17 protein-coding genes are annotated in these 20900 nt (G+C 43.1%); 2 read left to right on the top strand and 15 right to left on the bottom strand.

Annotation, left to right across the window (positions count from 1 at the left end; all coding sequences use genetic code 11):
- Positions 1-8: 8 nt before the first annotated feature.
- The 6 genes from FQT28_RS00350 to FQT28_RS00325 form a co-directional block, all read right to left on the bottom strand.
- Entirely contained in the window at positions 9-1175 is a 1167-nt protein-coding gene (locus tag FQT28_RS00350) for an SIS domain-containing protein (RefSeq protein ID WP_084925260.1), read from the bottom strand.
- A 269-nt stretch (positions 1176-1444) separates the two neighbouring features.
- On the bottom strand, positions 1445-1849 hold the full coding sequence (locus tag FQT28_RS00345; RefSeq protein ID WP_143989076.1) for a PTS sugar transporter subunit IIA: 405 nt from the start codon (positions 1847-1849) through the stop codon (positions 1445-1447).
- A 3-nt stretch (positions 1850-1852) separates the two neighbouring features.
- Complete coding sequence (locus tag FQT28_RS00340) at positions 1853-2674, bottom strand: PTS system mannose/fructose/sorbose family transporter subunit IID (RefSeq protein WP_007522597.1); 822 nt, start codon at positions 2672-2674, stop codon at positions 1853-1855.
- Positions 2661-3566, bottom strand: a complete 906-nt coding sequence (locus FQT28_RS00335; protein ID WP_143989075.1) for a PTS mannose/fructose/sorbose/N-acetylgalactosamine transporter subunit IIC — start codon at positions 3564-3566, stop codon at positions 2661-2663. The genes FQT28_RS00340 and FQT28_RS00335 overlap by 14 nt, the downstream gene beginning before the upstream one ends.
- A gap of 26 nt (positions 3567-3592) precedes the next feature.
- Entirely contained in the window at positions 3593-4069 is a 477-nt protein-coding gene (locus tag FQT28_RS00330; protein WP_000156968.1) for a PTS sugar transporter subunit IIB, read from the bottom strand.
- Positions 4066-5853, bottom strand: coding sequence for a glycoside hydrolase family 35 protein (locus FQT28_RS00325; RefSeq protein ID WP_143989074.1), 1788 nt, complete (start codon positions 5851-5853; stop codon positions 4066-4068). The genes FQT28_RS00330 and FQT28_RS00325 overlap by 4 nt, the downstream gene beginning before the upstream one ends.
- Before the next feature lie 315 nt (positions 5854-6168).
- Here FQT28_RS00325 and FQT28_RS00320 point away from each other — a divergent pair, with 315 nt between their 5' ends.
- On the top strand, positions 6169-6885 hold the full coding sequence (locus tag FQT28_RS00320; RefSeq protein ID WP_001007187.1) for a GntR family transcriptional regulator: 717 nt from the start codon (positions 6169-6171) through the stop codon (positions 6883-6885).
- Between the two features lie 299 nt (positions 6886-7184).
- Positions 7185-11180 carry an LPXTG-anchored beta-N-acetylhexosaminidase StrH gene (strH, locus tag FQT28_RS00315; RefSeq protein WP_143989073.1) on the top strand — a complete coding sequence of 1332 codons (3996 nt, stop codon included), beginning with the start codon at positions 7185-7187 and terminating at the stop codon, positions 11178-11180.
- Positions 11181-11238: 58 nt separating this feature from the next.
- On the opposite strand, the gene purB is transcribed toward strH, so the two are convergent.
- The 9 genes from purB to purM all read right to left on the bottom strand — a co-directional run bounded on the left by purB (position 11239) and on the right by purM (position 20869).
- On the bottom strand, positions 11239-12537 hold the full coding sequence (purB, locus tag FQT28_RS00310) for an adenylosuccinate lyase (protein ID WP_143989072.1): 1299 nt from the start codon (positions 12535-12537) through the stop codon (positions 11239-11241).
- Positions 12538-12570: 33 nt separating this feature from the next.
- The gene (locus FQT28_RS00305; protein WP_084947498.1) at positions 12571-14550 is read right to left on the bottom strand and encodes a hypothetical protein; all 1980 of its coding nucleotides are present in this window, start codon (positions 14548-14550) and stop codon (positions 12571-12573) included.
- On the bottom strand, positions 14551-15642 hold the full coding sequence (gene purK / locus FQT28_RS00300) for a 5-(carboxyamino)imidazole ribonucleotide synthase (RefSeq protein ID WP_084947502.1): 1092 nt from the start codon (positions 15640-15642) through the stop codon (positions 14551-14553).
- Positions 15629-16120 carry a 5-(carboxyamino)imidazole ribonucleotide mutase gene (gene purE / locus FQT28_RS00295; RefSeq protein WP_038804287.1) on the bottom strand — a complete coding sequence of 164 codons (492 nt, stop codon included), beginning with the start codon at positions 16118-16120 and terminating at the stop codon, positions 15629-15631. Before purE ends, purK begins: the two co-directional genes overlap by 14 nt.
- Positions 16121-16147: 27 nt before the next feature.
- The gene (locus FQT28_RS10185; protein ID WP_080641271.1) at positions 16148-16264 is read right to left on the bottom strand and encodes a phosphoribosylaminoimidazole carboxylase; all 117 of its coding nucleotides are present in this window, start codon (positions 16262-16264) and stop codon (positions 16148-16150) included.
- 94 nt (positions 16265-16358) lie between these two features.
- Positions 16359-17621, bottom strand: coding sequence for a phosphoribosylamine--glycine ligase (gene purD, locus FQT28_RS00285; protein WP_143989071.1), 1263 nt, complete (start codon positions 17619-17621; stop codon positions 16359-16361).
- A gap of 120 nt (positions 17622-17741) precedes the next feature.
- Positions 17742-19289, bottom strand: coding sequence for a bifunctional phosphoribosylaminoimidazolecarboxamide formyltransferase/IMP cyclohydrolase (purH, locus tag FQT28_RS00280; RefSeq protein ID WP_143989070.1), 1548 nt, complete (start codon positions 19287-19289; stop codon positions 17742-17744).
- A gap of 15 nt (positions 19290-19304) precedes the next feature.
- Entirely contained in the window at positions 19305-19850 is a 546-nt protein-coding gene (purN, locus tag FQT28_RS00275) for a phosphoribosylglycinamide formyltransferase (RefSeq protein WP_143989069.1), read from the bottom strand.
- Positions 19847-20869: a phosphoribosylformylglycinamidine cyclo-ligase gene (purM, locus tag FQT28_RS00270; RefSeq protein ID WP_143989068.1), complete on the bottom strand. Its 1023-nt coding sequence runs from the start codon at positions 20867-20869 to the stop codon at positions 19847-19849. The genes purN and purM overlap by 4 nt, the downstream gene beginning before the upstream one ends.
- Positions 20870-20900: the final 31 nt, after the last annotated feature.

The raw sequence follows: 20900 nt of genomic DNA, 5'->3' as shown, positions 1-20900 counted from the left end.
ACACTTCCTTACTTTTGATAGTCATGAATGATAACACCTTGTACCACACGATTTACGGTACCTGTAGGAGACGGTGTATCTGGTTTATTTTCTACCTTGAGTGAAGTCAATAGGGCAAAGAGTTGGGCATATACGATGTAAGGGAAGACACGGTAAATATCGTTCAAGACACCGCCACAACCAAGGGCTACTTCTTTGACATTTTCAAGACCAAAGGCTTGATCACTCAAAAGCACAACACGACGAGCAATACGGTCACCAGCCACTTCACGAACCAAGTCCAAATCGTACTTGCGAGTATAATCTGTCGTTGTACCAAAGACCAAAACAACTGTATTTTCGTTGATAAGAGATTTTGGACCGTGACGGAAGCCGACTGGACTTTCATACATGGTCGCCACTTGGCCAGCTGTTAATTCCAAAATCTTGAGCTGAGCTTCATGAGCAAGGCCAAAGAAAGGACCAGCACCAAGATAGATGACGCGGTTAAAGTCGAGGTCAACCAACTCTTTGACATCTGCTGCATTGTCTAAAACTTTACGAGCAAGGCTAGAGACAACTTCAAAACGTTCAGCTTTTACAGAAAATTCTGTAGGATCAAAGACCAAGAGAGCTGTTAGCATCATAGACGTAAAGCTAGAAGTCATGGCAAATCCAGCGTCATTGGAAGCAGCTGGTTGCAAGAGCAAAAGATTGCGGTCATCGCCATGAGCTTGAAGAGCCAATTTACCTTCTGCAGCACATGTAATGGTCACTTGATAGAGGTCATCCACCAAGGCTTTGGCCAAATCAACCGTCGCCACACTTTCAGGTGAATTCCCACTACGAGCAAAGGAAACAAGGACAGTCGCCACATCTTTTTTCAAATAAGTTTCTGGATTGGCTACAATATCAGTTGTCGCAATAGCATTGAAATTCCATTTGCGTTCATCATAGACTTCCTTAAAGTATGGTACCAAGGTATCTCCCACATAAGCAGAAGTACCAGCACCCGTCAAGATGACCTTGATATAGTCATGCTTATCAGCGATTTCTTGCAGAAAGGCTGCAATTTCTTCACGTTTCGCTTGATAGGCTTCAAAAGCTTCTTTCCATACATCAGGCTGTTGGTAGATTTCACGAGTCGTGATTTCTGCACCCAGTTCAAGTAATTCTTCTTTTGTGTAATTTAGCATAGAGTTCCTCTAATCTATTGTTGTTTCATTCCTATTGAAAATATGGGAATGGGAGTGACTCCCATTCCCATGTATATTCTATACAAGCTGTTCTAACGATTTAGCCGTTGTCACATCGTATACTCAATGAAAATCAAAGAGCAAACTAGGAAGCTAGCCACAGGTTGCTCAAAGCACTGCTTTGAGGTTGTAGATAGAACTGACGAAGTCAGTAACATCTATACGGCAAGGCGACGCTGACGAGGTTTGAATTTGATTTTCGAAGAGTATTATTCGTCTTCGTCATCATCGAAGCCAGCTAACAGGTCGTTGACTTTTACAATGCTTTCTGCAGCACGGCTCTTATAGTCCGCATCTGCACCTGTAAGGCTGGCATTGATAAATTCAATCACCATTGGCAGATTCATTCCCGCGTAGAGTTCAACGTTGCGACCTTCCATGATCAAGCGACTCACCACATTACATGGTGTACCACCTAGAAGATCCGCAAAGACTAGGAAATCATCCAATCCTTCAATAGCAGCTTCAAATTTAGCAGTAAATTCTTCGGGACCATCTTCTGGAAGAAGAGCCACTGCATGAATGTTGTCTTGTGGACCCATAATCATTTCCGTGCTACCTTTAAGTTCTTCACAGAAACGACCATGACTCACCAAAATTAATGATTTACTCATAAATTATGCGCCCATTCCAAGTGCAAATTTACCAAGGGCAGAAAGAGCCAAGGCAAGCACGATAATGATACCGATAGCTTTTGTAGAGTTCATACCTTTCTTACCAAGCAACCAGAAGATAAATGCAGTGAAGATTGCTGGAAGCAAGCGTGGGAAGATTGAGTTCAAGATGTCTTGGAAATCAATCAATTTTTCACCGATTGGCAATTTATAAGAAATGTCAAAGTTGATCATTGTTGCTACAAGAGCACCCATCATGAAGACACCAAGTACAGATGCAGCGTCAATCAAAGCTGTCAATGTACTTTGCATATTGTTGATAAGGTTAACCCCTTCTTTGTAGGCAAACTCCAATTGTTTCCAACGGAAGATGTCATAAGCAACTGCAACTGCGATCCAAAGGAAGATACCCCATGGTTGGCCAGCGATAGCCATAGTTGCTGCGATAGATCCCATGATAGCAGGTACAAGTGAACCAAAGATTGTGTCTCCAAGAGGAGCAAATGGTCCCATCAAACCTGTCTTGATACCGTTAACGGCATCTTTTGAACCTACACCATCTTTTTCTTCCATGGCAAGGTCAAAACCAGCGATAATTGTGTGGAAGAATGGAGAAGTATTGAAGAATTGAGTATGAACTTTCATCATTTCTTTCAATTCAGGAGTTCCATCCCCATACATTTTACGCAATTGAGGCAAGATCATGTAAAGGTAACCAGAAGCTTGCATACGCTCATAGTTCCAACCTAATTGGAAAGTAAACAAGCTACGTTTGTTGATTTGATTAAAATCTTCTTTTGTAAGTTTGTAATTAGAATTCGTCATCTTCGATTTCCCCACTTTCTGATGGTGTAGAAGGTGCTGCTACAGCTACTTTTTGGCTGTTCTTAAAGTGAACAACTGCAAGGAAGATACCTACGATAGAAACACCGATCATAGACAAACCTTTGAAGTTGTTGACAAAAGCAATTTTTTCAGCCACATCTTTAGGTAGAGTTCCTACGATACCCGCAACAGCGCCACCAAGACCTGTTACGTATGAGTAAAGAACAGTCAACATAGCTGTTAAACCGAATCCCATAGCAAGGTAGTGAAGGTTACGTTTAACTGGAAGGTAACGAAGCAAGATTGCAAATCCAAGACCTGGAAGCATACGTCCTGCAAGTGTCAAACCATCTGCAACCCATTGGTATTCTTTAACAAAGTCTACTACTGATTGTACAAAGGCACCACCAAAGGCAAGCGCGAAGAAGACTGGAAGGGCACGAGATAGAGCCCAAGGAATCGCACCAAGTAGGTAGTTGCGTTCAATACCTTTATAGTCAAAGCGTTCGATTGCAGCATCCACACGATGAGCGAAGAAAGTAGTTGTCATACGTCCGAGAACGTCGAAGTATGTCAAAAGTGCTGCTACTGGTACAGCGATTGTTGTAATCGCAAGATCTGTATCAATACCTTGAGAGATAGAGAATGCTGTTGCAAGAACCGCACCAGAAGTTGCGTCGATACGAGAAGCACCACCGAAGGTACCAACCCCGAGAACGAACAACTGCAAGCTACCACCGATAAACAAACCAGTTGTCACATCTCCCATGATCAAACCAGTAATAAAACCAGCGAATACAGGAGAACCTGCAGATGAAACGATTGTCAACTCATCACAGATTTGATAAGCTGAGTACAAAGTGAGAAGTAAAATTTGCCACCATTGTATCATAACAATGACCTCCTAAAAATTTTTTCCTATTTTAATAAGCTCAAAAAGTCTGAAACTGGATCATTTGGAACCATTTGAGCAGTGAGTTTCACACCTTTTTCTGCTAGTTTGTGGAAATCTTCCACATCCTTATCTACCACGTTGATAGAACGTGTGATAGAGCGAGTTTCTGGTGTTTGAGACATATTGCCGACATTGAGTGTTTCAAGCGGAACACCTGCTTCGACCAAACCAAGGAAACGGTCTGGTTTACGTGCAACGATAAAGAGACGTTGGCTATCGTATTTACCAGCAAGGATATTCGCTGCTGCTTTTTCAACCGGCAAGATACTAAGTTTTACACCTGGTGGTGTAGCAAGTTTCAAGCCACTCTTTTCAATATCGTTGTTAACGACTTCATCGTCTACAACCATAATGCGTGAAACATTTAGTTTTCCAGCCCAAAGATTGGCTACTTGACCGTGGATCAAACGTCCATCGATACGGCATCCTACAATTGTCATAAGTTTTCCCCCTTTATGTGTTTTAGTGTAGGTTTACGAGTTAAGTGAATCTCTTCTTTATATTCGCCCTCAGTTTCAAAGATAATGATGCGGTTAGCACCTTCCTTGAGATAACTATGAGGGATATAAAGTGAGAGGGTCGGGCCGACGTTCCAGAAACGCCCTAGGTGACGCCCGTTGACAAAGGCAACTCCCTTACCAAACTCAGACAAGTCTAAGTAGGTATCCTTCGGCTCTTCAACAGTAAAGTCGAAAGCGTAAAAGGCTGGTTGTCCTTCTGTCCATCCTTTTGAAAAATCAATTTTCTCAGGATTATCCAGTGGTAGTGGATATTGTTTCCAATTCAGTAAGAAATGTAGATCTTTGCAGACACCTGTACGAATTCCTTTATGTTGCGTATCTGCTAAGAACTTATGTCCGTAGTTGACACGCCCCATATTTTCAATCAAGATGTCAATCTCTGAAAAGCCTTCTCGGTTGCCCTGACAGTAGATATCTTCACCAATCTCTGTCTGGTATTGAGTAGCAATCCATTGACCATCTACAAAGAGTTGAGCTCGGTCACGTCCATCGATGATACGGAGACGTTCCTCTTCTGCATCCCAACTTGCCTCATTGCGGTAGAGAAGGTAGCCATAACTTTGACCAAGTTCTTCCATCGCTTTTGGATAGAGGCTCTCAGTAGGACTAGAGAGACTATCCAGAGTTTCAAACAAGGACACTTTTTCGACTAGTGGAATGGATTCCATTCCCATGCTTTCCTTGTAAAGTGGTTCCAATTGTGGATACTCTGGGAAGTGGGTTGCCATCATCTTCTTGACTGCTAAGTATTTAGCAGTTGGATTTCCTTCTTCATCGAGAAGGGCATCATAATCATAAGATGTAACTTGAGGCAAATCTAGAGTCCCTCGAGCCGAGCAACCATTCATGAAACCAAAGTTTGTTCCGCCATGGAACATATAAAGGTTAATCGAACCTTGCTCCAAAACCTCTCGAACAGCTTCTGCCAATTCTTTCGGATCACGTGTGATGATGGGTTCTTTCCAACGGTTGAACCAGCCATCCCAGAATTCCATACACATGAGTGGCCATTTCTTGCCATACTCATCAAAGAATTCCTGCATCTGTGAAAAGTTGTACGGAGCTTTAGAACCGAAGTTCCCTGTCACAAAGAGGTCGTCTTCGATCAAGGTTCCGGCTTTCAGAGTAGCCCTCCATGGACCATCTGAAGTAAAGAGTGGGCAATCAATCCCTCGGTCTTCCATCAATTTCCGAATCGCTCGTAGATAAGACTTATCTTCTCCATAAGAGCCATATTCATTTTCGACTTGCATCATAAGAATGTTTCCGCCATTATCCAACAAGCGAGGTACAAGCCTTGGCAATAATTGGTCATAATAGCGAGCAACAGCCTCAATGTAGGCCGGATTGGACGAGCGAATTCGCATGTCCTTGGTCAAGAGCCAAGCCGGCAAGCCACCAAATTCCCATTCCGCACAGATAAATGGAGACGGGCGTACAATAGCATAGAGACCCAGATCTTGTGCAATTTGAAGAAATCTCTCCAAATTTCTGGCACCTTCAAAATCAAACTCCCCTTCAACAGGTTCGTGTAAATTCCAAGCCACATAGGTCTCGACTGTATTAAAGCCAAGCGCCTTTAAGTTATAGAGAGAATGATACCAATCCTCTGCTGGAATCCTAAAATAATGAATGGCGCCGGACAAAATCTTGAACGGTTTTTCGTCTAAATAGAAATCGTCCTCAATTTTAAATCTTGTCATGTTATTACCTCTGACGAATTAAGTTTGCGCTTTCATTTATTATAATATTAACTATAATCAAATCTTTTGCATTTGTCAATAGGTTTTAGAAAATTCTTTAAAATTTTTCTATTTTTTTACTTCTTTTTTACCAAAATTGTCTAAAAACAGCATGAAATGAGGGCTTTTGCATGACCTCTGTTTTAATGGCGCTTTTATATATGTGCAAAATAATATTTTTAATGTATTATGTTATTTTTTCATCTAAATGCTACTATTTTCTTTGTGTTTGTGGTAAAATCAAAGAAGGAGAAAGAAAAAAATTGAGGTGCAATTATGGCTATTCCAAAATACCAATATATTAAAGACGAACTCAAGAATAAAATCATCTCAGGTCAATTTGCGAGTGGAGACAAGTTTTATACTGAGGCAGAGTTGATCGCCATGTATGATGTCAGTTCTATCACAGTTGTTCGTGCCTTGAACGACCTTGCCAAAGATGGCTATATTGTCCGCCAACAAGGAAAAGGAACTTTTGTTTCACGCGCTCGTAAGCACAAACTCGTTGAGTTTTCAGATGTGGAAATTTTTGAAACAAAGGACGATAAGGTAACTGTCCTTTCTATCGAACGTGGAAATAAGCTTGAATATTTGGAAAAACTTGGTTTGCGTGGAGACCAGTTCTACTACAAGATCGAACGGACACGTCAAACTAACGGTGTGACCTATATCTATCACACTTCTTATATTCCCGAACAATATATCAATGCCAACTATCCAAATCTTGACTATTATAGTTCTATCTATAAACGTTTCAAGCTGGATTACCGCATTCACATGACTGATGAGCATTTTGAGGAAATCAACGAAATCGCATTCCCAACACCCGAGCATGCTGCTTCTACGTTGGGAATTGATACACAATTTCCAACTGTCTTCCAAACAAAGACTACAAAACTTGAGGCCACTGGCCAAGTCCTTGCCTATAGTGAAACTTATAAGCGAGCTGACTACTACAAAATCAAATTCATCTCGTGTGATCGAGGTCATTAAGAAAAAGCCTGAGCCTAGCTCAGGCTTTTTCTATGTTCATTATAGCATGCACCATTTGGTATGAACATATGACGAAGGGTAATTCTTTAATTAGTAGTGCTTTTACTAAAAACAAGTTAAATATTGGCTAGATTTTCCTTGTTTTTAGTTTTTTGACAATTTTTTCCTAAATCTTATGATTTCCTCCATTTATTATAGTTCTTTCATAAAGCCGCTTGACTTTTTATATCTTAGATAATAAAATAAAAACAGTTTTGTGTAAACGCTATCATGCAATATAATAACAGGGAGGTTTTATCATGAAACTAGAAAAGAAACAGCGCTTCTCCATTCGTAAGTACGCGATTGGAGCAGCTTCTGTACTCATAGGATTTGCTTTTGGTACCCAAGTCGTGTCTGCTGACAGCGTCACTCCAACACCAGAAAATCCAAGCGCAGCTCAGACTGCTCAAGGAGAATCACAGACAGCTGAGACATCAGTTGAAAGCAAGCTTGAAGAAAGAGTTGAAGCAAAGGGAGCTTCAGCCACAATCGCTCCAACAGTCGAAAAAACTGAATCCCCAGCAGTTGCAGAGAAAGTTGACGAGACTCCAGTCACTGAAAAAGCTACTCCTGTTTCAGAAGAAAACTCAGAACCAGTAAAAACCGACGAAGACAAGAGAAATGAAGCCGTCACACCTGCAGTAGCCACTCCTAGCACGGAACGTGCAGCTCAGGTAAATGAAAAACTGGCAAAAAGAAAAATGATCTCAATCGACGCTGGACGCAAGTATTTCTCTCCAGACCAACTCAAAGAAATCATCGACAAAGCCAAACACTACGGTTATACCGATCTTCATCTACTAGTTGGAAATGATGGCATGCGTTTCATGCTAGACGACATGACGATCAAAGCCAATGGCAAAACCTATGCAAGCGACGATGTCAAACGTGCACTCGAAAATGGAACTGATGCCTACTACAAGGATCCAAACGGCAACCACTTGACAGAGAGCCAAATGACGGACTTAATTAACTATGCCAAAGATAAAGGTATCGGACTAATCCCAACCGTTAATAGCCCTGGCCACATGGATGCCATTTTGCATGCCATGAAAGAACTAGGCATCCAAAAGCCGAACTTCAACTACTTTGGTAAGGAATCCGCTCGTACCGTTGACCTGGATAACAAAGAAGCTGTTGAGTTTACCAAAGCCCTGATCGACAAGTATGCTGCTTACTTCGCTGGCAAATCTGACATCTTCAATATCGGACTGGATGAGTACGCCAATGATGCTACAGATGCCAAAGGATGGAGCGTTCTCCAGGCTGATAAATACTATCCAAATGAAGGCTACCCTGTAGGAGGATACGAGAAATTTATCGCCTACGCTAATGACCTTGCTCGCATCGTCAAATCTCACGGTCTCAAACCAATGGCCTTTAACGACGGTATCTACTACAATAGCGACACTAGCTTTGGAACTTTTGACAAAGACATCATCGTTTCTATGTGGACTGGTGGATGGGGCGGATACGACGTCGCTTCTTCTAAACTTCTAGTTGAAAAAGGCCACCAAATCCTTAACACCAATGATGCATGGTACTATGTTCTCGGACGAAATGCCGATGGCCAAGGCTGGTACAACCTCGACCAAGGTCTCAATGGGATTAAGAACACTCCAATCACTTCTGTTCCAAAATCTGAAGGAGCAGATATTCCGTTCATCGGTGGTATGGTAGCTGCTTGGGCAGATACTCCATCAGCACGCTATTCTCCATCACGTCTCTTCAAACTCATGCGTAGCTTCGCAAATGCAAATGCTGAGTACTTTGCTGCCGACTATGAGTCTGCTGAGCAAGCTTTGAAAGAAGTCCCAACAGACCTTAACCGCTATACTGCAGAAAGTGTCGCAGCTGTCAAAGAAGCTGAAAAAGCCATTCGCTCACTCGATAGCAACCTCAGCCGTGCCCAACAAGACACCATTGACCAAGCAATCGCAAAACTCCAAGAAGCTGTTAGCAATTTGACTTTCACACCAGAAGCTCAAAAAGAAGAAGACGCGAAACGCGAAGTTGAGAAACTTGCCAAGAACAAGGTGATTTCCATCGATGCCGGACGTAAGTACTTCACGCTCGACCAACTCAAACGCATCGTAGACAAGGCGAGCGAACTCGGCTACTCTGATGTACATCTCCTCCTTGGAAATGACGGGCTTCGCTTCCTCCTTGATGACATGACCATCACTGCTAACGGAAAAACTTATGCAAGTGACGACGTCAAAAAGGCCATCATCGAAGGAACAAAAGCTTACTACGATGATCCAAACGGAACCACTCTTAGTCAAGCTGAAATCACTGAATTGATCGAGTACGCAAAATCAAAAGGCCTCGGACTCATCCCAGCAATCAACAGCCCAGGTCACATGGATGCCATGCTCGTCGCTATGGAAAAACTTGGAATCAAGAATCCTCAAGCCAACTTTGACAAGGTCTCCAAAACAACCATGGACCTCGAAAACGAAGAAGCGATGAACTTTACAAAAGCCCTCATCGGTAAGTACATGGACTTCTTTGCAGGCAAGACTAAGATCTTTAACTACGGTACAGACGAATACGCCAATGATGCTACCAACGCCCAAGGCTGGTACTACCTTAAATGGTATGGACTCTATGGCAAGTTTGCTGAGTACTCTAACACCCTTGCTGCCATGGCTAAAGAAAGAGGCCTTCAACCAATGGCCTTCAACGATGGTTTCTACTATGAAGACAAGGATGATGTTGAGTTTGATAAGGATGTCATCATCTCTTACTGGTCTAAAGGATGGTGGGGTTACAACCTTGCATCTCCTCAGTACCTGGCAAGCAAAGGCTACAAATTCCTTAACACCAACGGAGACTGGTACTACATTCTCGGCCAAAAACCTGAAGATGGTGGCGGTTTCCTCAAAAAAGCAATTGAAAACACTAAAAAAACACCATTTAACCAGCTTGCTTCTACCAAGTATCCAGAAGTAGACCTTCCAACCGTCGGAAGCATGCTTGCTATCTGGGCAGACAAACCAAGTGCTGAGTACAAGGAAGAAGAAATTTTTGAACTCATGACTGCCTTTGCAGACAATAACAAAGACTACTTCCGCGCCAACTACAATGCACTCCGTGAGGAACTTGCTCAAATCCCTGCAAACTTGGATGGATACAGCAAGGAAAGCTTGGATGCTCTAAATGCAGCTAAAGAAGCTCTCAACTACAACCTCAACCGTAACAAACAAGCCGAGTTAGACGCTCTCGTAGCCAAACTCAAAGCAGCCCGCCTAGGCCTCAAACCAGCAGCAACCCACTCAGGAAGCCTCGATGAAAACGAACTAGCTGCCAATGTTGAAATCAAACCTGAACTCATCACAAGAGCAGAAAAGATTCCATTTGAAGTTATCAAGAAGGAAAATCCGAACCTCCCAGCTGGTCAGGAAAAGATCATCACACCTGGTGTAGAGGGCGAACGCACTCATTACATCTCTGTCCTTACTGAAAATGGGAAACAAACAGAAACGGTTCTAGATAGCCAAGTAACCAAAGAACCTGTGACCCAAGTGGTTGAAATCGGTGCCCCTATTACCCACAAAGGGGATGAAAGTGGCCTTGCTCCAGCTGCCGAAGCGAAACCAAGACTGGATATCCAAGAAGAAGAAATTCCGTTCACTACTGTGACACGTGAAAATCCACTCTTGCTCAAAGGGAAGACTCAAGTCGTTACTAAAGGCGCTAACGGCCGTCGCAGTCATTACTACTCTGTAAGCACTACTGCTGATGGCAAAGAAGTGAAGACTCTTGTCGATAGCCTTGTAACGCAAGAAGCAGTGACACAAGTCATTGAAGTCGGAACCCTTGTTACCCATGTAGGGGATGAACACGGTCTTGCCCCAGCTGCAGAAGCAAAACCTAGACTAGACATCCAAGAAGAAGAGATTCCGTTCACTACCGTGACACGTGAAAATCCTCAATTGCCAAAAGGACAAAGTCAAGTCGTCGTTTCCGGAGTAAATGGCCGCCGTACGATTTTCTACTCTGTCAGCACCACTGCTAACGGCAAGGAAGAAAGAACCCTTGTCAATAGTGCGGTATCGCAGGAAGCGGTCGCCCAGGTCGTTGAAGTCGGAACTGCCGTTGAGAAAGCTGAGCAAGCTGAACCAACTACTAGCAAAGCAGAAGAAAAACAACTCCCTGCAACAGGAAGTCAAGATTCTGCAGGCTTGGTCGCAGTAGGACTCATGGCCACACTAGCAGCCTACGGACTCACTAAGAGAAAAGAAGATTAAATCCCTTTCGATAAGCATACAAAAAAGCGAGATTGAATCTCGCTTTTTATTGTTAGGATTAATCACCAAGTCCGATACGTTCAAAGATATCGTCCACTCGTTTAGTGTAGTATGTAGGGTTGAAGATTTCGTCGATTTCCTCTTGAGTCAGGCGCGATGTCACTTCTGGATCTGCTTCGAGAAGCGGTTTGAAATCTACTTGGTTGTCCCAGGAGTAGGCTGTTTTTGGTTGCACCAAGTCATAGGCTTGCTCACGGGTCATGCCTTTTTCAATCAAGGTCAACATAGCACGTTGGCTAAAGATAAGACCAAATGTAGAGTTCATGTTGCGGATCATGTTTTCTGGGAAAACCGTCAAATTCTTGACAATATTTCCAAAACGGTTGAGCATGTAGTCGATCAAAATGGTCGTATCCGGTGTGATGATACGCTCAGCTGATGAGTGAGAAATATCGCGTTCGTGCCAGAGAGCGACGTTTTCATAGGCCGTCACCATGTGACCACGGATAACACGCGCAAGACCTGTCATGTTTTCAGAACCGATAGGGTTGCGTTTGTGAGGCATTGCTGAAGAGCCTTTTTGCCCTTTGGCAAAGAACTCTTCCACTTCACGTTGCTCAGACTTTTGCAGACCACGAATTTCAGTCGCCATACGTTCGATTGAAGTCGCGATGCTAGCAAGAACTGCAAAGTACTCAGCGTGAAGGTCACGAGGAAGCACCTGTGTAGAGATTTCTTGAGCACGGATACCCAGCTTGTCGCAGACGTATTCCTCTACAAATGGTGGGATGTTGGCAAAGTTACCAACTGCACCAGAGATTTTACCAGCTTCCACACCAGCAGCTGCATGCTCGAAACGCTCGATGTTGCGCTTCATTTCGCTATACCAAGTCGCCAATTTAAGACCAAAAGTTGTAGGCTCAGCGTGCACACCGTGGGTACGCCCCATCATGATGGTGAACTTGTGCTCCTTAGCCTTGTCAGCAATGATGTTGGTGAAGTTTTCAAGGTCACGACGGATGATGTCGTTGGCCTGCTTGTAGAGGTAACCATAGGCCGTATCCACCACGTCGGTAGAAGTCAACCCATAGTGAACCCACTTGCGCTCTTCACCAAGAGTCTCAGAAACCGCACGCGTGAAAGCCACCACATCGTGGCGCGTCTCCTGCTCAATCTCCAAAATACGGTCGATGTCAAAGTTCGCCTTTTCGCGAATCAAAGCCACATCTTCCTTAGGGATTTCCCCCAACTCAGCCCATGCCTCGTCAGCCAAGATTTCCACCTCAAGCCAAGCACGGTATTTATTTTCTTCACTCCAAATGTTCGCCATTTCGGGGCGAGAGTAACGGTTGATCATTGTTTCCTCCTTATTTTAACAACATATTGCTTATTAGTTAATATTTCCGATTTCCATAATAAAATTATGGACTGATTTAATATAAACTCCATCAAAAATACTCGGAACAAAATCAAAAATTGTAGAGTTAACAGTAATAATCCCTATTTCAACACAGTCAAAACGAACTTTCAACTCCTCCTCAAAAATTGATTTATTATCTAAAAATATTTTCTTTATTTTTTCTAGTTTCGATATCTCTTTATCAACTCTATTTACTAATCTAGTAATTTCATCAAGAGAATGTTGTAGCCCGTAATTTTTTAAATCATAAATATACAACGTACCGTCTGAAGCAAACAAGATATCTAATTCTCTCTTTACCCCCTTATAGTCTCCACCCAACAATTGCTTGATCTTTGGAAATGCCGGTTTCCCTGATTTATTATTGACCATTAAATCACAGTTGATTATTGAAAAATCATATTTAGACATTAGGCATAATTTGATATATGGTAATGTTTGTTCATCATAAAATTTAGTTATTTCTTTATTTATGTTGTGATGTGAGGAAATTCTCCTTGATAATATATCTCCAGGGAGATGCCACACACCCTCATTTAATAAAGATAAACTTGTTAAATAATAATTCTTATATTTTAATAATGGTTTATGAAAAATTGAAAGCCTTTTGAATGATACAAACTCAGCCACAAAAGAGTGAAATTTTGAGATATCAATAGGTGAGCAATCTAATCTAAGCTCCTTACTTAATCTTACATGTTTACTAACAAAAGCATTAAAAATTTCCTTCACTTCATCCGGAGTCTCTATTCTAGAATAAATTTTTTTATTTAACATATCAACTATTCTATTTATATTTTTAGTATCACTTAATAAATAATTAACTTCACTATTATATTCTTCTATTTTATTTACAAAATTATAGATAGATGTTCTAAGTTGATATATATCATTTTCTAAGAAAACTGATTCATTTATTCTTCCCTCATCTCCAATCTCTCCACAACTTTGATTTTTTTTCAAAAACTCTGGCCAATCAGATTCAGCAATAATATCCAATGTTTTATAGGACAATGTATACCCCTGAATATTTCTCTTGAAAGAATCTCTTATTTTTATAGGATCAAATTTAAACTCATTAAAAAATTTTGGAAATATAGACTTTGACATTCTCTTATGCAAGCCTAATGTTTCCTTATTACAGTATAGACAAATTTCATCAAATTTTGACTGCAAGTCCGCTGGTGGGAACTCCCCCCACTGATTATTACTAAAGCTTATCCTCTTACTATTATTCCACCTCTTAACAAAATACCTAGAATTTGAGTCAGATGTAAATATACACTTGATTACTCCCCAATAAAATAACAAATTATAATCTGTTCCATATCGTTCAAAATACTTCTCAGCTTCTATTTCCTCAGCAGAAGTTCTTTCCTCCCTGAGCAATAATAAATTAATCATGTAATTAACAGATGCTTTCATTTCACCCAATAATGCAGTACTTAAATCATCTTTTGTACATCCAACTTTCTGTACGAGAAATATCAATTTTTCCAAATCATTTTCAGGTTCTTTATTTAAATCTATTTCTTGATTTTGTGATAAAGTAGAAACAAAACTCGCAAATATTATTAAATTTATTAATAATTTTTTTCTAGGATACAAATCAAGAATCTTTTCGATTGACTCATTAATTAATTCATTTAATGTTTCAAAAATGTATTCTTCACAAAAATAATCCCCAGTTATATTAAGTTTACTTTCTTTAATAATTTTATTAAGAAAAAAATTATTGACAGTTCTTCCATTACCAAGTACTATTTCATCAGGTATATCAACTCCTTTTTCCTCAGAATATTTTTTTATTAATTCTAGGACTTCAGGATTATCATACACTTTGTATCTTCCTTTAATTATAATCAATATGTAGATAAATATTTGGGCATTCTGCCGTTTTAAGTATTCTTCTGTAAAAAAATTAAATTCAGTAATCTTGTTATCTAACACCTAAAAATCAATCCCTTTCCCAAACTCCTCCACCTCATCTGGCACATCACTAAACAAAGTCACATGTCCCATCTTGCGGTTGTGCTTCGCTTCTATTTTACCATACATATGGAGGTGGGCGCTTGGATTTTCTGCGACATATTTCTCAGCAACCTCGACGTGTTGGCCGAGAACGTTAAGCATGACTGCTGGAGCATGTAATTTTATTTCTGGCAACGGTGCTCCCAGAACGCCCAAAATATGAGTATCGAATTGCGAGAAGTCACAAGCTTCAATTGAATAATGCCCTGAGTTATGTGGGCGAGGGGCAATCTCGTTGACGATAATATCATCAGCTGTCGCAAACATCTCCACGCAGAGGGTTCCAGACAAGTTAAGCTGTTCTGCAATTCGCACTGCCATTGCTTTGGCTTTTTCAGCTAGACTTGCAGAAATTCGAGCAGGCACAATGGTCTTAGATAGGATATTGTTGCGGTGGATATTTTCCTGAACTGGGAAAACCGTCACATCCTTGCCATTTCCTGATACGATGACAGAAATCTCAAGGTCAAAATTGACAAATTCTTCCAAGACACAGTCAGCTGAATCTGCTAGTTCATAGGCTTCTTCCAAGTCTGCTTCTGAGCGAATGACCTTTTGCCCATGCCCATCGTAGCCACCAGTCGCCGTCTTGAGGACATAGTTTTTGGCCAGGTCAATCTCCGCCAAGTCTTGGCTAGAATTCACAACCTTGTATGGAGCCACCGTTACTTGGGCCTTCTTGGAAAGGAAGTCCTTTTCAAAGATACGATTTTGAGAAATGCGGAGCAGGTCAGTTCCTTGAGGAAGTTGTCCATCCCTGATGACAGCATCCAAACCGTCAGCATCAACATTTTCAAACTCATAGGTGAGGACATCGCAACGCTCAGCTAGCTGACGGAGGGCATCCACATCGTTATAAGGAGCCACGATGATTTCCGCCACACGAGAGGCCGGGCAATCCGCCGCAGGATCCAGCGCGATAACCTTGTGCCCCATGTAGATAGCAGAAATGGCCATCATCTGTCCCAGCTGACCACCACCGATAATTCCGATTGTTTTAGATGAGCTCATTTGTAGACTCCTCTGCGATTTTTCCTTGTTCTTCTGCGAAATCAGCCAACGCTGTCGCGATAGCCTGATCCTCTACTGACAGGAGACGGAGGGCAAAGAGTGCCGCATTTGTCGCACCTGCTTCACCGATAGCCATTGTCGCCACAGGCACGCCACCCGGCATCTGTACGATAGAGTAGAGCGAGTCCACACCGCTAAGAGCACGCGATTTGACAGGTACACCGATGACAGGAAGGGTTGTTTTGGCTGCGACCATTCCTGGCAAATGGGCTGCGCCGCCCGCACCTGCGATAATGACCTTGATACCACGACTGCGGGCTTCTTCGGCATGCTGAAACATGAGGTCGGGCGTGCGATGGGCAGAGACGACTTTCTTTTCGTAGGCAACACCGAAGCGATCTAAAACTTCAGCTGTTTTTTGCATGGTTGCCCAGTCGGATTTTGAGCCCATGATGATGGAAATTACTGGTTTAGTCATAATTTTTCCTTTTCTTCCTTTCAACAATCACCTTAGGTTGTGAGGGACGGCAGCAGCCACCAAAGGTGTTTCATGCCTAAATCGGAAGCCCAAGGTCTTCCGATTTCCCTGAACGATTGACTTATAATCCAATCGTTCTTTCACAACGGCGGTGATTGCTCTATATTAGCTCGCTAATGCTCGCAAGTCAAACGACCATTATCGTATTTGGCGACTTCGTCGCGTTATTCTTATATCTTTACTTAATAGCCTTGCTTCCGATATCTGTTCGGTAGAAGAGGCCTTCTGTGTTTTGTTGGGCGAGTTCTTTGTAGATGATATCTTGGGTTTCTTTGACGGTGTCTGCTGTGGTGACAAGCATATAGACACGTCCGCCGTTTGATAGCAGTGCTCTGCTATTCTCCGCAAACTTAGCCCCTGCATAGTAAGTGATGATGTCGCCCTCGGTCTTGGTTGGAAGCTTGACACCTTTTTCATAGTCTAGCGGGTAGCCATTGGATGCGACAACCACACCCAGAGTCACACCCTTGTCCGTCCACGTGATGTTTGGCTCCTTGCCATCAAGAATATCCGTGATATTTTGTGCAAAGTCAGATGTCAAACGAGGCAAGATGATTTGCGTTTCAGGGTCTCCAAAGCGTGAGTTGAACTCGATGACTTTCGGTCCATCAGCTGTCAAGATAAGCCCCGCGTAAAGCACACCAAGGTAGGGACGCCCTTCTTTGATCATGCCTTCAAGAACCGGCTTGACAATAGTGTCAACAGCTGTGTCAACCACGCTCTGTGGCAAGTGAGGAACTGGCGCATAAGCTCCCATACCGCCCGTGTTAGGGCCCTTGTCGCCATCGTAAGCACGTTTGTGATCCTGAGCCGTCGGCATAATGTAGAACTTGTCCCCATTGACAAAGGCAAAGAGTGAAAACTCTTCCCCGTCAAGGAATTCCTCGATGACCACACGCGCACCAGAATCACCGAATTTATTGTCTAAAAGCATCTCGTGAGCGGCTTCTACTGCTTGCTCAACCGTTTCAGCAACGACAACACCTTTCCCAAGCGCCAATCCATCCGCCTTAACAACGGTTGGAGCGCCTTTCTCTTCGATGTAAGTCTTGGCCTCCTCGAAATCTGAAAATGTGCCATAAGCTGCTGTCGGAACGTCATATTTGACCATGATTTCCTTAGCAAAATCCTTGGACCACTCCAGCTCCGCTGCCAATCTTGTTGGACCAAAGGCTTTGAGACCAGCTTGGTTAAAATCATCCACAATTCCAGCAGCAAGAGCATCATCTGGCCCGATGAAGGTCCAAGCAATATCGTTGGCCTTTGCAAACTCAATTAACTTAGAATGTTCGGAAATAGAGATATTTACCAATTCCAGACCATCCAGAGTCATCCCGTCATTTCCAGGAGCTACAAAGACTTTTTTAACGTCTTCTGATTCAAGCAATTTCTTAGCAATCGCATGTTCACGACCACCCGAACCGACAACTAACAGCTTCATCTTTCAACCTCTTTTGCGAATTATTTACTAACATTATATCACAAACGTTCGTTTTAATCTCGTTCCGCTCCGTTTTTTAAGCAAAAAAAGGAAAGAAACTGTTTTCTTCCCTTTCGTTTCTTAATGTCTAAAATGTCTCACACCTGTGAAGACCATAGTCAAGCCATATTTGTCCGCTGCTTCGATAGACTCTTGGTCACGGACAGATCCACCTGGTTGGATGATGGCCTTGATACCTGCTTTGGCGATTTCTTCTACATTATCGGCAAATGGGAAGAAGGCATCTGAAGCAAGCACAGCGCCCTCAAGGCGGTCTTTGGCTTGGTCAATGGCAATACGGACTGAAGCCACACGGTTGGTTTGACCTGGCCCAACGCCAAGTGTCATGTGGTCGTTAGTTACGATGATTCCGTTTGATTTGACGTACTTGATAGCTTTCCAAGCGAACTCAAGAGCAGTTGCTTCTGTCTCAGTTGGTTGGCGTTTGGTCACCACTTGCCAGTCAGCTGGGCTTTCCTTGACCACGTCTTGATTTTGAACAAGGAGACCACCAATCACACCTGTGTACTCTGCTTCCACTTCGCTGGCATCCTGAGCGTCGAATGGCAAGGCAAGGATACGCAAGTTTTTCTTTTTGTTGGTCAAAATGGCTAGCGCTTCATCCGTATAGCTTGGTGCGATGATGATTTCAAGGAAGACATCGTGCATCTTCCCAGCTGTCGCAGCATCCACCTCACGGTTAAGGACGACAATTCCACCAAAGATAGACACTGGGTCAGACTCATAAGCATAGTCCCAAGCAGTTTCGATATCATCTGCCTGACCGATACCGCACGGGTTCATGTGTTTGAGAGCCACAACGGTTGGACGGTCTTTGAAATCACGAATAATACGAATGGCCGCATCAGCATCGCGAATATTGTTGAAGGACAATTCCTTGCCGTTGAGCTGTTTCGCTGATGCAATCGAATAGTCTGTTGGCAAGGCTTTTTGGTAAAAGTCTGCATCTTGTTGAGGGTTTTCCCCATAGCGCATGGCTTGCTTGAGGTCATAGGTCAAAGTGAGTTTTTCTGGTTTTGCTTCACCCACTTGAGCTGTGAAGTATTCTGCAATCAAGGCATCATAAGCTGCTGTGTGACGGAAAACCTTAGCTGCCAAACGTTGACGCGTTTCGTAAGTCGTTTCATCATTGGCTGACAACTCGTCCAAAACCACTGCATAGTCAGCAGGGTCTACCACAACCGTTACGCTAGCGTGGTTTTTAGCTGCTGAACGAAGCATGGATGGCCCACCGATATCGATATTTTCAACTGCGTCAGCGTAGGTCACGTCTGGTTTGAGGATTGTTTCCTTGAAAGGATAGAGGTTGACCACTACAAGGTCGATAAGCTCGATCTTATTGTCCTTAGCCGCCTCAAGGTGGCTATCGAGATCACGACGAGCGAGGAGCCCACCATGGATATTTGGGTGAAGGGTCTTGACACGACCGTCCATCATTTCTGGGAAGCCCGTCACATCATCGATCGCAATGGTCTCCACCCCAGCATTGTCAAGGGCAACCTTGGTCCCACCTGTCGAGATAATGTCCCAACCAAGTTTTTTGAGTTCTTGGGCAAATTCAACAATGCCCGCTTTGTCTGAGACGCTGATTAAGGCGCGTTTAGTCATGTTATTTCCTTTCATTTACTTGTCCAACAATTCTCTAATAACTTCTGGATACAACTTGTACTCAGCCTCATGAATACGAGCTTCAAAACTGTCGATGGTATCATCAGATAGCCGTGGCACACGGACTTGTTTGATGACCTTGCCTGTATCCACACCGGAGTCCACCCAGTGAATGGTCACACCGCTCTCAGCAACCCCAGCATTCCAAGCATCCTCTATCCCATGAGCTCCCGGAAATTCTGGCAGGTATGCTGGATGAATGTTGATAATCCGACCTTCATAAGCTGCCAATAAGGTGGGCCCAACGATTTTCATGTAGCCGGCGAGGCAAATCAAGTCAATCTGGTGTTCTTCCAAGAGTTCGACAAGAGCTGCTTCGTAGTCCGCCTTGTTCTCAAACTCCTTGAGTTCAAAAGCATAAGACGGAACGCCAATCTTATCTGCACGCTCCAGCACATAGGCGTCACGATGGTCTGAAAAGACAAACTCCACCGGAAATTCTTCAGCAATCACCTGAAAATTTGAGCCATTACCAGAAGCAAAAACCGCTATTTTTTTCATTTGATGATGACACTTTCGTTTTCTTTCTTGACGATGCGACCAATTTCATAAACTGGTTCATCCAACAATTCTTTGACACGATCTACATTTTCAGGGCTAACTGCCAACATGAGTCCCACACCCATATTGAAGATTTCAAACATTTCTTCGTGTTTGATTTCACCGTATTTTTCAAGAGCTTTGAAAATCGGAAGCACTGGAACTTTGCTTTCCTCAATCTCTGCAGCCAAGTCATCGGCAAACATACGAGGGACATTTTCGATAAAGCCCCCACCTGTGATGTGGGCAATACCGTTGACCAACTCTTCCTTGATGAGTGGTAAGACAGCCTTGACATAGATACGAGTTGGCTCAAGAAGAACATCCTTGAGTTTCTTGCCTTCCAATTCTGGCAAAACTTCCTCACCTGTGTAGTCGGCAAAGACACGACGAACGAGAGAGTAACCATTGGAGTGAATCCCACTTGAAGCAAGTCCGAGAAGAACATCGCCTTCTGCCACCTTTGAGCCGTCGATGATTTGAGATTTTTCAGCCACACCGACCGCAAAACCAGCCAAGTCATAGTCATCTTCGCCATACATACCCGGCATTTCAGCCGTTTCCCCACCGATGAGGGCGGCGCCTGCCTGCACACAACCTTCTGCCACACCAGCGACCACTTGTTCTAGTTTAGCTGGTTCATTCTTGCCAGTCGCTACGTAGTCAAGGAAATAGAGGGGCTCCGCACCCGCAGCGATGATGTCATTGACACACATGGCAACACAGTCCTGCCCAATCGTGTCATGCTTGTCGTACTTGATAGCCAGCATGAGCTTGGTTCCGACACCGTCAGTTCCCGAAATCAAGACAGGCTCTTTGACACCTGTTTTTGAAAGGTCAAACATGCCACCAAAGCCACCCAGAGCTCCCATGACACCTGCACGCTCCGTACGAGCCACGTGCTTTTTGATTCGTTCAACAACTTCATAACCCGCTTCAACATCCACACCGGATTGCGCATAAGCATTTTTATTTGTCATTTGTTTATTCCTTTTCTTTTATGAAGAATAG

Origin of the sequence: Streptococcus oralis (assembly GCF_901543815.1) — a bacterium.
GTDB lineage: Bacteria > Bacillota > Bacilli > Lactobacillales > Streptococcaceae > Streptococcus > Streptococcus oralis_CM.
Note: the sequence above shows the minus strand (reverse complement) of the source record. Positions and strands in the feature narration are given on the sequence as shown.